Origin of the sequence: Bradyrhizobium sp. TM239 (assembly GCF_036247985.1) — a bacterium.
GTDB lineage: Bacteria > Pseudomonadota > Alphaproteobacteria > Rhizobiales > Xanthobacteraceae > Bradyrhizobium > Bradyrhizobium ottawaense.
Map to the genome: position 1 here is coordinate 1 of NZ_BTIR01000010.1, position 14814 is coordinate 14814.

The window sequence follows — 14814 nt, forward strand, 5'->3', positions numbered from 1 at the left end:
ACGCCGAGCTGGTGACCGATGTTCACACCGGTCTGCACGCCCTGGCCGATCTTCTTCAGCACGCTCCAGAAGCTCTGCAGCTCCATCTCGGAGACCTGCGCCGCCCCTTGCGGCATGTCCGGACCGGCGGAAAACGGCAGGAAACCTCCGCCGATATTGCCGACGACACCGCCGATGGTCTTTCCCTTCTTGCCGCCGAGCAGACCACCGATAACGCGTCCGGCCGCACCGCCGAGGATGGAGCCGAAAATCCCCTGCGGGTCCAGTTGGCCGTAATCCTCGTACTGCTGCTGTGTTCCAGTCATGATCAAAATCTCCTGATGAAGTGCCTGACCCGCGAGCGACACGCGCTTCCCGAAGGGAGTCGGGATCACTGTGCGGGCGGCTAGAGCTACGACAGGGATCGTGATGCAGGCGTCACGTCGAGCGTGAAAGTTGCGTCAAAGTTCTTGGCGCGGGGCAATTTGAGTGAGGCAGATCGCGGGGACGCGCAGAACATGCGGCGAATCTCGCGCTGCAGCTGTTCGGTCTCCTGCTCCGGCACTGCGCGAACGTCCCGCCACAGCACGGAGCGGCACAGGTCATACTGGCGCAACGCGTCGGCACGGCGACCTTGCTGCGCATAACAGCGCATCAATATGCGATGGACCCCCTCCTGAAGCGGGTCGATCGCGAGAATGCGCAGCGCGAGCGCGATCGCGATATCCATGTGTTCGCGCTCGTCGGCGTCCAGCAGGCCCGCAAGCGCCTGCATCGCTAGTGTTCTCAGTCGCTGGCGCTCGGCAGACAGCCAGGCCTCGAATTGGCAAGACGTCGAGCCGAGGCCCTCGAGAAGGTCGCCTCGATAAAGCGCCGCCGCACGGGCCAACCGCTCGGGATGGCCCTCCCTCAGCAGGCGCTCGAATTCCCAGACATCGGTACTTATCGTGGTCGGGCAGATACGGATGTCGTCGCGATCGGCCGAGATCACATCGGAATATTGCGGCAGCACGCGCCGCAATGTGAGCAGAGCTTGTCGAAGGCTGGCGCGCGCGCGATCGCTGAAGTGACCGTCCCATAACAGGGTGGCGAGCTTGCCGCGTGAAATGGCCCGTGGGGAACTGAGGGCGACATAGCCCAGAAGAGTCGCAGCCTTGCGGCTGGGGATCGATACCGATTCACCGGAAGCAGAAACTACTTCGACACCGCCGAAGAGATTGATCTGGAGCAGCGACATTGTCCTAATCCTTCGGTCATTGTCCTCTGTCCCTCATTTCATCCACTGGCAAACATTTTTTTCTGATCTTCTGATCTTCCGATCTTCTGATCACGATCACCAACGATGTGGACAGCACCCACCGCCCACACGTCATCGACCAAGTCGAAATGCTCTCGCGGCCACCATACAACCTGAATTAGACAAAGCAACGGATGACGCCTGGCATCGTGTCAGCAAATTGTGAGACCGCTCATTTTCAATGTGTGAGGTAGCCCATAGGCAGAATGGGAATTGTAGGCGCGGCGATTGCTCGCATTTGATGCGTTCGGTGATTGCGAACACGGAACAGCTGCGCGAGCTTGCATGATATGTCACGCCAAACGTTGTGCAAATGTCGTCCCGTCGCTGCGAAGGTTGCGTCAATCGTTCCACAAATGCGTGTGTCGTGCACTTGGCCGCGCTCAAAGCCGGAACCGCAGGGACGCAACCTCGCACCAGGGCGTGCGTCAGAGAGTCGCTGCGTGTGCGTCAGCCACAGTCACCGATTTCTTCTGGATGGAAATTCGGACGACGGCGGAGAGGGAGGGGTTCCCCCTCGCGCTGCGCCGCAGGCGGGACACGAGCCCGGGCATGACGGCCTTGCAAAGGCCCGGATGGGTGCCCCTCCATCGCGCCGGCAGCTATCGTTTCGAGGACGTATCGGAGCCCCTCCGCTCCTCGCGCTCCTCCTCGAACTGCCGCTCCGCTTCGAGCCAGAACTCCAGCTCGCGATGGCTTGGCCGTCCCGCCTGCTCCCAGAGCTCGTAGGCGCGTGCGCGTACCTGGCCGCGGCGCATCATGCGGCGGAGCTTTCGTTTCAGCTCCTCGGCAAAACTCCGGAAGCGCTGGCCGGTGGTTTCGTCCCTGACGAGCGCGGCCGCTCGCGTGGCGAGTTCGATCTGGTGCTCTATCTTTTTCTGCTCGTCCACCACCGACACTGCCGTGGGAAAGGATTGTTGTCAGAGCCCGTACTGTTCGGAGATTGAATTCCTTTCGGGGATAGTCTGTTCCCAACGCAGCAGCGCGTCGGATGGCTCGGGCTGGCAGGAGGGTCGAGCGAAGCGGCAGCCGTCTGGTTTCGCAAGGGCTCACCCATCCTGCGCACCATCACGTCGAGAACGCCGACGCAGCTCAATGCCACGTCGTGTCGGCTTCGACGATCACCACGCGCGTTTCCGGATCCTCGGTCGTGTTGCAGGTGCAGGGCATGCCCTCACCGCAGCGGCAGCCGCCGAGCTTCTCGCTCCAGGCCCGGAGCGGATGGTTCTCACAGACCCATCCCAGGCCCTGGCAAAATGGGCACTTCTTGTCGGTCACAGCGTATCCGGCGTCCGCAACGTGTTCGACTTATCCTCGTTGCGCAGCTCTTGCTCGGCCGCGTTCCAAAATTCCTCTTCACGGCCTTCGGGCTTGCCGTCTTGCTCCCACAAGCGGTGCGCGCGTTCTCTGATCTCTTGCTCGGTCGGCTCGGACAATTGCATCTCCTCTCGTGAAGCACGGCCCCACCCTGGGGGGTATGGGGGGCTTGGAGGCGGGGCCGTGCAGGCCAGCGATCGGCGGCGAGGCTGGTCCGCGGATTCAAGCTTTGATCGTGCCCGGGAGTTCCTAGTCGCGCGCGCCAGGCGACGCGGCGCGCCAGCGCGGCGTGGGCCCAAACCTTGTGGTCCAAGCCTTGTGGTCGAAGCCTTGTGGTCGAAGCCTTGCGTCGAAGCCTTGCGCGACAGATATCGGGAGCGGGTTGAAATTGTTGGTAGCGGGAGAGCGCGACTGCCTTTCCCCACACCCATCGGAGCTGCGATACCCTATTCAGTCTTCGGCGTGAGGGCCCTCTCAAGGTTGAGCCGAGTTTTGCGCTGGAGGGGTCTGCTCCGAGGCCAGGCCTGAGCTGACGCCGGCATTCGGCGCCCATCCACCGCCGGGTTCCTTCAACAATTGTGGAACCGCCGGCTGTGAAGTGGCTCACATCGCGCGCGACAATCCAGGTGTATCCGTTGTGCCGGGTGGAAATGGCAGACGGAGATGCGCATGAAACGCCTCATGCTCTCGCTCATTGCAGCCTTGTTTCTCGCCGGCACCGCCACGGGCGTGCTCAGATCGCACGCATTGCTCCATTTCGGTCAAAGCGGCATGCCATCCATCCAGGACATGCAGACGGCTCAGTCCGGCAAGCTCCCCGAACAGGAGATGCAGGACCGCTCCGTCCTGTTTGCGAGAGAACCGGCTCAGTAGAGCGCACCGTCCGCTCTCAGGCTGTCCCGCTCTACTCCGCCGCCGCGGTTGCGGGGTGCGGCCGTCCGTCGTTCGGTCCCGTTCGCGCCCTCTGCTCGTCGAGCCAGAGGCTGTGGTGTTCGCGCGCCCAGTTGACGTCGACCTCGCCTGAGCCCATCGCCTCGAACGCACCTTCCATTCCGATGGTGCCAATATAGATGTGCCCGATCATCGCCGCGACAAACAGGACGGCCACAATGGAGTGGACGATCTGGGCCATCTGCATGGCCTCGATCCCGGTCATATAGAACGGGAACATCAGCGCGTACCCCGTGGTTGCAACCAGACCGCCGCCGATCACGACGATCCAGTAGATCATCTTCTGGCCGGCATTGAAGCGATAGGCCGGCGGATGATCGTGACCGATCAGGCCGCCGCCGCGCCTGGCCCAATCGACATCCACCTTGTTCGGGATATTGCCGCCGACCCACATCAGGAAGATCAGGACGACGCCGATGGTGAACGGGAAGCTCAGATAGTTGTGGGCGTACTTTGCCCATTGCGACCATTCGGAGAAGGCTTCGAAGCCGATCAGCGGCAGCAGCAATGGCCGGCCGAACGTGATGTTCAGCCCGGAAATGGCCAGAACGATGAAGCAGGTTGCCGTCATCCAGTGCACGAACCGTTCAAACATGTTGAAGCGCACGATGGTGCGGCCCGACCGTCCGGCTTCGAGACGGACCATCCCGACGGAGAGATAGAAGATGACGATGGCCGCGATCATGCCGAGGATGGCAATGCCGCCAATCCAGCGCAATGTCACGTTGCGGAATTCCCGCCATTCCCGACCCTGCGGCTGCTCGAGAACGCCCGACCGCTGATCGGGAATGCTGACGCGACCCTGGATCCGGTTGAGCTCCTGCAAAAGCTGCTGCTCCTTGACCGCACTCGCGGTCGGATTGACCTGCTGGGCACTTGCGGGCGCCGCCATGACCAAGAGGAGCAGCGCGCACGCGCCGAAAGCCAGGCGAATGATCCTTTCAAATGACGCCATCACGTCCTCCCGGTGTTGTGCGCCCTTCGGCCGTCCATTTCAGGACTCGATCGTTTCGCGATACGCGGTTTTCCAGCCCCACGCGCCCGAGCCGTAGCCGCGCTTCATGACGCGCTCCTTGTAGATCTGGGCAATGATCTCGCCGTCGCCCGCAAGCAACGACTTGGTCGAGCACATTTCGGCACACAGCGGCAGCTTGCCCTCGGCCAGGCGGTTGGCGCCGTACTTCTCGTATTCCTCCTTGCTTCCGTCGGCCTCCGGGCCGCCGGCGCAATAGGTGCATTTGTCCATCTTGCCGCGCGAGCCGAAGTTTCCGACCTTCGGATATTGCGGCGCGCCGAACGGACAGGCGTAGAAGCAATACCCGCAGCCGATGCAGAGATCCTTGGAATGCAGCACCACGCCATCGGCGGTGGTGTAGAAGCAGTTCACCGGGCACACCGCCGCGCAAGGCGCGTCGGTGCAATGCATGCAGGCCATCGAGATCGAGCGCTCGCCCGGCTTGCCGTCATTGATGGTGACCACGCGGCGCCGATTGATGCCCCAGGGCACCTCATGCTCGTTCTTGCAGGCAGTGACGCAGGCATTGCATTCGATGCAACGGTCGGCGTCGCAGAGGAATTTCATACGTGCCATCGTCGTTGCTCCTTATGCCGCTGCGATCTGGCAAAGCGTGACCTTGGGCTCCTGCATACCGGTCGCGGGATCGTATCCGTAGGTTGTGATGGTGTTCGCGCTTTCGCCAAGAACGATCGGATCGGTCCCCTTCGGGTAGGCGCTGCGAAGATCCTTGCCTCCCAGCCAGCCGCCGAAATGGAAAGGCATCCAGGCGACGCCCTTGCCGACGCGCTCGGTGACGAGCGCCTTCATCCTCGCCCTGGAATTGTTCTCCGCGCCCGTGACCCAGACCCAGCCGCCGTCCTTGACGCCGCGATCGGCAGCATCGGCCGGATTGATCTCGATGAACATGTCCTGCTGCAGTTCGGCAAGCCACGGATTGGTACGCGTCTCCTCGCCACCGCCCTCATACTCGACCAGACGGCCCGAGGAGAGGATGAGCGGGAACTGCTTGGCAATCCCCTTCTCCACGGCGGCCTTCTGCACCGAGAAGCCGATATTGGGCATGCGGAACTGCTTGGCGTCGGGCAGCGTCGGATATTTCTCGACGAGGTCGACGCGTGGCGTGTAGATCGGCTCGCGATGGACCGGAATCGGATCAGGCAGGCCGAATGCGTTCATGCGAGCCTTGCCATTGCCATAAGGCACGCAGCCATGCTTGAGCGCAACCCGCTGGATGCCGCCCGAGAGATCGAGCGACCACGACACCGAATCCGGATTGGTCGGATTGACCTTCATGATCGTGGCCATCTCCGCTTCGGTGAGATCAGTGTCCCAGCCGAGCTTCTTCAGGCTCGCCAGCGTGAATTCGGGGTAGCCGTCCTGGATCTCGGAATCCTTTGAATAGGATTTGTCGGCCAGCATGCTGACCTTGCGCGTGGTTCCGTCCGGCAGCTTCTCCTCGCGCTCGATACCGAAGCGTGGTCGGAACGTGCCGCCGCCGTCCATCACCGCGAGATTGGTGTTGTAGAGCAGCGGCGTGCCGGGATGCTTGACCTCCGGCGAGCCCCAGCACGGCCACGGCAGGCCGTAATAATCGCCGCCGACCTCGGGATCGTCCTTGGGCGCGCGCATCGTCAGCATGTCGAACTTCGCCTGGTTCTTCATGTGCGCCTTGAGCCGCTCCGGCGACTGGCCGCAATAGCCGGTCGACCAGCTGCCGCGGTTCATCTCGCGCAGCACATCTTCCGCTTCAGGCAGGTTGTTTTCGACCTTGATCTTCTTGAACATCTGGTCGGCGAAGCCGAGCTTCCTGGCCACCAGATAGATGACCTCGAGGTCGTCCTTGGATTCGAAGATCGGCTTCACGATCTGCTCGCCCCATTGCAGCGAGCGGTTCGAGGCGACGCGAGATCCCTTGCACTCGAATTGCGTGGCCACCGGGAGAATGTAGATGCCATCGTTGCGGCCAGCCTCCACCGCCAGCGACGCCCAGGTCGTGGGATGCGGGTCGGCAATGACGAGCAGGTCCAGCGCCTTCAGGCCCTTGAGAGACTCCGGAATGCGCGTGATGCTGTTGCTGGCGTGGCCCTGAACGAACACGGCCCGCACGTTGTCCTTCTGGGCGATTTGATCTTTCGGCAGCGTCACCGCCTCGAACCAGCGCGTCAGCGGAATGCCGGGAGTTTCCATGATCTGCTTGGAATCAAAGCGCGACTTCAGGAACTCGTAGTCGACTTCCCAGACCCGCGACCAGTGCTTCCAGGCGCCCTCGGCAAGGCCGTAGTAGAACGGTAACGTCACGATATCGAGCCCGACATCGGTCGCGCCCTGCACGTTGTCGTGGCCGCGGAAGATGTTGGCGCCCATGCCCCGTCCGCCGACATTGCCGGTCATGAGCAGCAGGATGCAGCTCGCCCGCACATTGGCGGTGCCGACGGTCTTCTGGGTCTGGCCCATGGCCCAGATCAGCGTCGACGGCTTCTCGGTGGCGAACATCTTGGCCACCCGCTTGAGCTGTTCGCCGGGAATGCCGGTGACGCGCTCGACCTCTTGCGGATTCCATTTCTCCACTTCCTTGCGGAGATCGTCGAAGCCGTAGACGCGCTGCTTGATGAATTCCTTGTCCTCCCAGCCGTTCTGGAGGATGTGCCACATGATGCCATAGAGCACCGGAATGTCGGTGCCCGGACGCATCCGCACGAATTCCGTCGCGTGCGCGGCGGTGCGCGTCATGCGCGGATCAATGACGATGAAGTTGGCCTTTTGCAGCTCCTTGCCCTCGAGCAGATGCTGCAACGAAACCGGATGCGCCTCCGCCGGATTGCCACCCATGATCATCTGGGTCTTGGCATTGCGAATATCGTTGTAGCTATTGGTCATCGCGCCGTAGCCCCAGGTGTTGGCGACGCCGGTGACGGTGGTGGAATGGCAGATGCGGGCCTGATGATCGGTGTTATTGGTGCCCCAGAACGCCCCGAGCTTGCGGAACAGATACGAGCCTTCATTGGTCATCTTGGCCGAGCCGAGCCAATAGACGGAATCCGGTCCCGATTTTTCGCGAATCTCGAGGATCTTGTCGCCGATCTCGTTGATCGCGGTGTCCCAGGAGACGCGCGTCCATTGCCCGTTCACGAGCTTCATCGGATAGCGCAGACGCCGCTCGCTGTGCACCAGCTCGCGCACGGAAGCGCCCTTCGCGCAATGAGATCCGCGATTGATGGGGGACTCCCAGCTCGGCTCCTGGCCGATCCAGACCCCGTTCAAGACCTCCGCGGTCACGGTGCATCCGACCGAGCAATGCGTGCAGATGCTCTTCTTGACGGCGGCGCCGACGGTCAGCGGCCCCGCAGCGGCCGCTTCCGCCTTGCGCACGCCTGAAACCGGCATGGTGCCGAGTGCTGCGAGCGCGCCACCCGCAAGACCGGACCGAAGGAGGAAGGTGCGGCGATCGAGACCGGTGGTCTGGCCTGCCAGGGTGTTCGCGACGGAGCCGCGGCGATCGGAACGCTGGTGTGTTCGCTTGATAAGCACGGGCGGCCTCCCTCTCAAGCCGGGTAGCGATTGACGCGGTAATAGGCCTTCACGTGGTCGGATTCCTTGTAGCGCGCCTTGCGCTTCTCATCGTCCTTCTCGCTGTCCGCTTGCGCGGAGCCGACCAGCGGCGTCGCGAGCGTCGCGCCGGCGCCGACCGTGCCGACGCCGACCTTGCGCAAGAAATCGCGGCGTCCGACCTTGGCTTTGGTTTCCTCACTCATCGCATCTCTCCCGGACCGACGCGCGTCGATCAGTTGGCGAATGTGAATGCTTCCGTCTCGATCCCGATGAAGGTGCGACCGAGCGCGCCGACCGCCCGATAGAAACGGGCGGTCCCGGCACTCTCGATGTCGGCGAACAGCCGCCCCATCCAGGGCGACACATGTTTTTCGAAGAAGGCGCGCTGGGCATCGGGCGAGACGCCGAAATGCCCGCCGGCAAGGCCCGACATGATCTCGCACAGGATGGCGGCGGAATCCTCGGGCTCGGGATTGTTGGCAACCCGCTCGATGCCGAGCCCCGCCAGGTCCGCACGCAGGCGCGACAATGGCCGTTCGTTGAGGAAGCCGGTGAGATAATAGGAGGCGTAAGGCAGCAATTCGCCGCGACCGAGCCCCACGAACAGATCGAAATATTCGCGCTCGACCTTCGCTGCGACGGCGCTCGAGGCGGCGTCGGCCAGCATCGCGTGCGCGCGCCCGAGCGGCGTCGCGTCACCGGTCAATGCGGCGAGCTGGTCGAGCAATCGTCTCGACGGCGGCGCGGACAGCAGCATTGCCAGCAGCGCGTATTCCTGTGCACGCGCAGCATCGACGGGATCGACGAGCTCCGAGGAAACGGCTTGTTCGCTGTAGAGATCGGGCCGCAGGTCGTTGCGAGGAACGCCAGTGGCGGTTTCGACTGCAATCACCCGTTGTGCGGGCACGCGAGTCCAGTTCGAGACGGACGGCTGGCTGATACCTATTTTGCGCGCAAGCGGAGCGATGCCGCCTGCGGCATCGATCGCGCGATCAAGCCCGTCATCACGCACGTGGACCTCCCATCCAAGAGTCCCGTCTGCTTGATTTTTGCTTTTCTAACAAAGCACTAAGGAGAAGCGTAATCCCGGTTCCACGAACCGTCAATCGCCCGCCCATAGCCCCGGCCTATAGTCTTTGGTCGTGCTACTCAGTGCGGCAGTGCACCACCGTGCGTACGCGGCCTGACGGGCTCGGCAAAATCCGCAGATCTGTCCGCCACCGTCGGTTGCGCTGCAGCAGGGATCGCCTTGTATTCCGCCTCGACCGGCGGCTCGACGATATCGGATACGGCGGTCGCATCGGCCTGATGCAATTGCGCTGAAGAATCCGCGGTTTCAATCGTCGCCTCGGGGAGAGACCGGACTGCCTCACGCACCCCGCCGACGATGCGATCGACGAGCGCGGCCAGTTCCTCCGAGGAGCAATCGAGCGGCCCAAAACCCGGCATCGCGGTCGGATCGTTGAAGTCCCACGCATTCTCCGCGAGCCCGACGAAGTCGCGAATGGCGGGATCGGCCGCCCAGGCGCGGCGAAGCGCCGCACGGCTCAACTCCTGCGGAATACCCTTGCTCAGGAAGGCGGTGACGTCGGTCGTAGCGTTGATCTCGTCGATCGACGGCAGGCTCGAGAGACCGACCTCGCTCTCGTCGTCCTTTGCCTCGGACGGAGGCGTGGGCTGCGCCCCGACAGGCTTCGCCGGTTCCGCCTGCGACTCACGCTTGCGGCGTGACCAGCGTGCAAGGAACTCCTCGTCGCTCATTCCTGTCCGCCTTCATGTTCGCGGCGCGCCAGCGCCTCCGGGTCGGCGCGGCGCCGCTTGCGCTTGACGAATTCCCGCTCGACATGGTGCTCGGCCACGAACCTTTCAATGATTTCGCGCAGCACCTCCGGCATCGGCACGGCCTCGACGAGATTGTCGGCGGCTTCGGTAAAACCCTCGCCCTCCGCGGGATCGGCGGTCACCGCGGTGATGGCATAGGGCCAGGCGCCTTCCGAGGGCGATAGCACGGTCCAGATGCTCGGACTGCCGGAGGCGAGATTGTCGCGATAGCGCGCCGTCTCGGACGGATAGAGATCGACGGCCGCGCTTCCGGCATAGAACAGCGTCGTGCCGTCCTGCTCGCGAAGCACGGTCCAGGGTCTCGTGGCCGGCTCGTCCGGCAGGACGGCGATCCCGCGCCAGACGAAATCGACCCAGGGCGAGTCAGCCTTGCGCCGCTCGACCACGACGCCGATCGCAATGGACAGCAATGGCAGCGCTGCAGGGCTCATGTCACCATCTCCAGGCGTTTCACCGGCAGCCCGGTCAGCAGATTCTGCGGCTTCAACCGCAGCTTCTGATCCGCCGTCATCGACAAGATCAGGTAGACCGGCTCGTCCCTGACATCGTCGAGCGCGCGGCTTGCATCCGCAAGGGTCAGCCGGAACAATGCGAGTAATCGATCGGCGCTGGGCTGATCGAGTTCCTCGCCATGCCAAAGGCGGTCGCCGAGCCTGGTGGCGTCGGCATCGAGCCCGACATACCAGCTGAGCTTAGCATCCTGCAACGCGCGCAGTGGCTCGATCACGACGTCGATGCCAAGCAGATGGGAGATCCAGCGCGTCATCGCCTGCGCCAGCGCGGCTGGTCCGCGTCCGCCGGCCGTGAGGTCGAGGGCCATGTCGAACTGGTCGCTGCGCTGCCAATAGGTCCCGAGATTCTCCTCGCTCAACACGTCGACCACCGCATCGGTCGTGGCGCCCAGCATCGACATCAGCGAGAGCACCGGGGTCGGGTTCCGGCCGCCGACGATCTCCTCGTCTCCGAGCAGCAGGGCCTGCTCATGCGGCAGGATCCGCTGCATCCGGAAGAACAGCTCGGCCGCACGCAGCACGAACGGGTCGTCGCAACCATCAAGCGCATTGCGCAGGATGACATGCACGAGCTGATTGACGAACAGCGGCGGCAGATCGTTTGCGCCCGATCGCACCGATGCAAGATAGGCGGCTTCGAGCGTCGGGTGCCGCAACAGGAGATCGCGAAAGGCCAGCACGAACTGCCAGTTCTCCCGGGCGTCGGGATCGGCAATTCCGGCGATGTCGCCGACGCCGACCGGTTGGCGCGGGTCGGCGAGCAATTCACGGTGCAGCCTGCGTTCGACCGGGCACGCATCCTCCGGCGGCATCAGTTCGGGACGGGCAATATAGGCCTTGAGGAATTCGTCGGTGACGCACAGTCCACCGCCCTCGCCGCGCTCGAGCAGATGATGGCCGCAGGCGATCCAGAAATCGTTCATCCGACGGTTGGCCCCCGACCCAGATGCGCAAGCTTGAGATTGCTGTCGGGCTCGATGTCATCCTCCATTTCCATGAACGAGAACGCCTTGCCATGCCTATCCCCTTCGCGGAGCTGCAGTCGGCGGAAGGACTCGCGGACCTCGCCGTCGTTTGCCGTCCGGTGCACTGCAATAAGTGAGCTGATCGGATGACTGCAGAGCGACTGCGAAAATGCCACCTCTTCTTCCGCGGCCGTCTTCGCGGTCGCCACGTCCGGCGCTCCGAAACGATCGACGAGTTGCCTGGCAAGGAGATCGACCAGGCTGCGGCAATCCTCCTCGGTCGCCGGAACGATCTGCGCCAGTGTCGACCAGCCCCAGGATTGCACCCCGAGGAAACCGCCGCGAAACGCCGCGCGCTCCTTGCCTTCGAGCTCTCCTCCACCGCGATCCCAGAAGCGAAAAGCGCCGGAGACGGCCCATTCGCCCGGCTCCGCCGCCACGTCGAACACGAAGGTGTCGGAGGGATCGAGCGCGATGGTACGCAGAAGCTTCACAGCCGCGGCCCTCCGCGTACCGGATCGAGCCAGGATGGCGCCGCGAGCGCCTGCACGAGGTCGCCACGTTCGATCGCGCCCATCCCGATCCGGCGCGTGAGGAGATCGCCGCGATCGTCGATCCGCCGCACGGTCTGCCGTTCACGGGGCATGCGGGAAAGATATTCGCGCGCGACGCCGTCAAAACCGTCCGCCTGCCAGCCATCGAATGCCAGCATCAGGTGCCGGGCAAAGCTCTCCGTGACCTGCGCCGCGCCGGCCTCGCCAAAGCCTTCCTGGTCGAGCGCCGAGGCGAGCGGATGAACCCCCGGCTCATCGTCATTCATGGCAATCGTCCGGATCATCGCTCCGAACACCAGCCACGGCGGCGGCTCCTCCTCAACGGCCGCGAGAGGCCATCCCATGCGGCCGCCGCCGACCAGACCTCCGTTGATCCTGACGGCGTCCGGCCAGCCGATCGCGATCGGCTTGCTCGGCGGCGCGCAGGCGCGCAGGGCATCGGTGAGCGCGACCATGCCGGCGTAGAACGCGCGCCGCGCGCTATGCAGCGGCTCGGCCGGCTCGAGCACCACGGCGAACTCCGCCAGGTCAAAGCGCCCAACATAGACGAGCGTGCCGGCGCCACTCTCCGGTGCAATGCGGCATGCGTGGGCAAAAGCGTCGCCACTCTCGCGCAACCGCACCAATGTGAACGGCGGCGGGAGCTGGATCGGTTCTGCCAGGGAAACGTGGCTCACTGGGATCGACGGCAGGCCGTCCTCCGCTTTCCTTTTCTTCCCGATGGATAATGTCTATACGAGGCGAGGGGCCGGCGCGAGTCCGTCGTCGGCGCCCGAATGGCGGAGGGGTCAACCTGGAACAGCCATCGAAGACCGTCCTGATCTGCTCGTGCGAAGACACGATGCGTCTCGACGTGGCCACGATCCGGCGAGGATGCCCCAACAGCGAGATCAAGGGCTTTCGCCATCTCTGCGGCGCCGAGCTCGATCACTTCCGCACGGCGGCCGCCGCTGGCGGCGCGCTGACGGTGGCTTGCACGCAGCAGGCGGCGCAGTTTGCTGAGGAGGCCGGCGAACGGCCTGATGCGATCAGCTTCGTCAACATTCGCGAAACGGCCGGATGGTCGCGAGACGGCGTACGGGCCGGTGCGAAAATGGCCGCCCTGCTCGCATCCGCCTCCATCCCGGCCCCGGACTATCCGCTCGTCACCTTGTCGAGCGAGGGCGTGGTCCTGGTCTACGGGCGCGATGAGGCTGCGATCGAGGCAGGCCGCCTGCTTGCGGATCACCTCGACGTCACGGTGATGCTGAAGCAACTCGATGAGATGGTGCCACCCGTTGCAACGGCCTTCCCGATCGTGAAGGGGACGATCCGCTCCGCGAAGGGACATTTCGGCGCCTTCGAGCTTGCGATCGACGATTATGCGCGTCCCCGCCCGTCTTCGCGCGATCGCTTCGTGCTGGACGCGCCGAGAAGCGGGGTCACCTCGCGCTGCGACATCGTGCTCGACCTTTCCGGCGGAATGCCGCTGTTTCCTGCACATGAGTTACGCGACGGCTATCTTCGCGCAGATCCGAACGATCCCGCCGCGGTGCTTCGCGCCGTGCTGACCGCGCGTGATCTCGTCGGCAGCTTCGACAAGCCGAGATATGTTGACGTTACGCCCGGTCTTTGCGCCCATTCGCGCTCGAACCGCACGGGGTGCCATCGCTGCCTCGATCTCTGCCCGACCGGGGCGATCACGCCCGTCGGCAATCACGTCGAAATCGATCCGAACATCTGCGCGGGCTGCGGCCAATGCGCCGCCGCCTGCCCGACCGGCGCGGCATCCTATGCGCTTCCGCCCGCCGATACGCAGCTACAGAGAATTCGAGCCATGCTGCTCACGTACCACAATGCCGGTGGCACGAATGCAGTTCTGCTCTTTCATGACAGCCCGCACGGCACACCGTTGATCGAGGCCCTGGCGCGTCATGGCGACGGTTTGCCGGCGAACGTGCTTCCCTTTGCCGTCAACGAACTCACGCAACTCGGGCTGGAGGCGATCGTCGGCGCCCTTGCCTATGGCGCATCGGCGGTACGGTTCCTGCTGCGCGCAAGACCACGCCATGACGTAACCGGACTGACGCAGACGATCGGCATGGCCGAAGCGATCGTTGGCGGCCTCGGCTTCGAGGGCCGCCGCCTCGCCACCATCGAAACGGATGATCCCGATGCCCTCGGCGAGCATTTGGCAGGTATCGGCGCGCTCGCAGCGGTCGCGACGCCCGCGACCTTCAGGACCGTCGGCAAGCGGCGCGACCTTTTGCGGTTCGCCCTGAGCGAGCTGCACCGCCTGGCGCCGAAGCCGGTCGACGTGATTGCCCTGCCGCCCGGTGCGCCGGTCGGCGCAGTCAGCGTTGATACCAGCGGCTGTACGCTGTGCCTCTCTTGCGTCTCGGCGTGCCCGACCGGCGCGCTGCGCGACGATCCCGAGCGGCCCGTGCTGAAGTTCGTGGAGGATGCCTGCGTGCAATGCGGCCTGTGCCAGAGCACCTGTCCGGAAAGCGTCATCAGCCTCAAGCCGCAGATCGATTTCCGGGCGGCCCGCGCTCCCGCCGCGATTATCAAGGAGGAGGAGCCCGCGCTCTGTGTCCGCTGCGGCACCGCCTTCGGCGTCAAAAGCACGATCGACCGCATAGCGGCCAAGCTCGAGGGACGGCACTGGATGTATCCGGCCGGCGACAAGCGGCTCGAGGCACTCAGGATGTGCGCAGACTGCCGCGTCATCGTCATGAGTGAACAGCAATTCGATCCGTTCAAGGGCGCTTCCGAACGAACGCCGCCGCGGACGACGGATGACTATCTGCGCCAGCGCGATGGCACGGACTAGACGAAACTAACGGACATC

At 64.0% G+C, this 14814-nt stretch carries 16 protein-coding genes and 1 pseudogene; 2 read left to right on the forward strand and 15 right to left on the reverse strand.

From position 1 onward, the window contains the following. The 5 genes and pseudogenes from AABA84_RS17485 to AABA84_RS17505 form a co-directional block, all read right to left on the reverse strand. Positions 1–305 (reverse strand): annotated as a pseudogene (locus AABA84_RS17485) (hypothetical protein); the annotation flags it as partial. An 86-nt stretch (positions 306–391) separates the two neighbouring features. Then, positions 392–1216, reverse strand: coding sequence for an AfsR/SARP family transcriptional regulator (locus AABA84_RS17490; protein ID WP_212248865.1), 825 nt, complete (start codon positions 1214–1216; stop codon positions 392–394). A gap of 662 nt (positions 1217–1878) precedes the next feature. Then, the gene (locus AABA84_RS17495; protein WP_212248864.1) at positions 1879–2166 is read right to left on the reverse strand and encodes a DUF2934 domain-containing protein; all 288 of its coding nucleotides are present in this window, start codon (positions 2164–2166) and stop codon (positions 1879–1881) included. Positions 2167–2368: 202 nt separating this feature from the next. Beyond that, positions 2369–2554 (reverse strand): hypothetical protein, encoded by a 186-nt coding sequence (locus tag AABA84_RS17500; RefSeq protein ID WP_338312603.1) that lies wholly within the window; start codon positions 2552–2554, stop codon positions 2369–2371. Further along, positions 2551–2712, reverse strand: a complete 162-nt coding sequence (locus tag AABA84_RS17505) for a DUF2934 domain-containing protein (protein WP_212248862.1) — start codon at positions 2710–2712, stop codon at positions 2551–2553. Before AABA84_RS17505 ends, AABA84_RS17500 begins: the two co-directional genes overlap by 4 nt. 550 nt (positions 2713–3262) lie before the next feature. Here AABA84_RS17505 and AABA84_RS17510 point away from each other — a divergent pair. Then, entirely contained in the window at positions 3263–3466 is a 204-nt protein-coding gene (locus tag AABA84_RS17510; protein ID WP_246550346.1) for a hypothetical protein, read from the forward strand. Between the two features lie 31 nt (positions 3467–3497). Here the strand turns inward: AABA84_RS17510 and AABA84_RS17515 are convergent, their stop codons facing one another. From AABA84_RS17515 to AABA84_RS17560, 10 genes are all read right to left on the reverse strand, one after another. Beyond that, positions 3498–4499: a formate dehydrogenase subunit gamma gene (locus AABA84_RS17515; protein ID WP_338312604.1), complete on the reverse strand. Its 1002-nt coding sequence runs from the start codon at positions 4497–4499 to the stop codon at positions 3498–3500. Positions 4500–4538: 39 nt separating this feature from the next. Further along, positions 4539–5135 carry a formate dehydrogenase FDH3 subunit beta gene (gene fdh3B, locus AABA84_RS17520; protein ID WP_007592757.1) on the reverse strand — a complete coding sequence of 199 codons (597 nt, stop codon included), beginning with the start codon at positions 5133–5135 and terminating at the stop codon, positions 4539–4541. 12 nt (positions 5136–5147) lie between these two features. Beyond that, positions 5148–8090, reverse strand: a complete 2943-nt coding sequence (locus tag AABA84_RS17525) for a formate dehydrogenase subunit alpha (RefSeq protein WP_338312605.1) — start codon at positions 8088–8090, stop codon at positions 5148–5150. 14 nt (positions 8091–8104) lie between these two features. After that, entirely contained in the window at positions 8105–8314 is a 210-nt protein-coding gene (locus AABA84_RS17530; protein WP_212248858.1) for a twin-arginine translocation signal domain-containing protein, read from the reverse strand. Positions 8315–8343: 29 nt separating this feature from the next. Then, a complete protein-coding gene (locus AABA84_RS17535; RefSeq protein ID WP_338312606.1) occupies positions 8344–9123 on the reverse strand; it encodes a molecular chaperone TorD family protein in 780 nt (259 codons plus the stop codon). Positions 9124–9260: 137 nt separating this feature from the next. Further along, on the reverse strand, positions 9261–9872 hold the full coding sequence (locus AABA84_RS17540; protein WP_338312607.1) for a DUF3306 domain-containing protein: 612 nt from the start codon (positions 9870–9872) through the stop codon (positions 9261–9263). Next, entirely contained in the window at positions 9869–10384 is a 516-nt protein-coding gene (locus tag AABA84_RS17545) for a DUF3305 domain-containing protein (RefSeq protein WP_338312608.1), read from the reverse strand. The genes AABA84_RS17540 and AABA84_RS17545 overlap by 4 nt, the downstream gene beginning before the upstream one ends. Continuing rightward, complete coding sequence (locus AABA84_RS17550; RefSeq protein ID WP_338312609.1) at positions 10381–11388, reverse strand: DUF6352 family protein; 1008 nt, start codon at positions 11386–11388, stop codon at positions 10381–10383. The genes AABA84_RS17545 and AABA84_RS17550 overlap by 4 nt, the downstream gene beginning before the upstream one ends. Further along, complete coding sequence (locus tag AABA84_RS17555; RefSeq protein ID WP_212248853.1) at positions 11385–11924, reverse strand: DUF6505 family protein; 540 nt, start codon at positions 11922–11924, stop codon at positions 11385–11387. The genes AABA84_RS17550 and AABA84_RS17555 overlap by 4 nt, the downstream gene beginning before the upstream one ends. After that, positions 11921–12607, reverse strand: a complete 687-nt coding sequence (locus AABA84_RS17560; RefSeq protein WP_338312610.1) for a biotin/lipoate--protein ligase family protein — start codon at positions 12605–12607, stop codon at positions 11921–11923. Before AABA84_RS17560 ends, AABA84_RS17555 begins: the two co-directional genes overlap by 4 nt. Before the next feature lie 218 nt (positions 12608–12825). Here AABA84_RS17560 and AABA84_RS17565 point away from each other — a divergent pair, with 218 nt between their 5' ends. After that, positions 12826–14796: a 4Fe-4S binding protein gene (locus AABA84_RS17565; RefSeq protein ID WP_338312611.1), complete on the forward strand. Its 1971-nt coding sequence runs from the start codon at positions 12826–12828 to the stop codon at positions 14794–14796. Positions 14797–14814 lie beyond the last annotated feature (18 nt).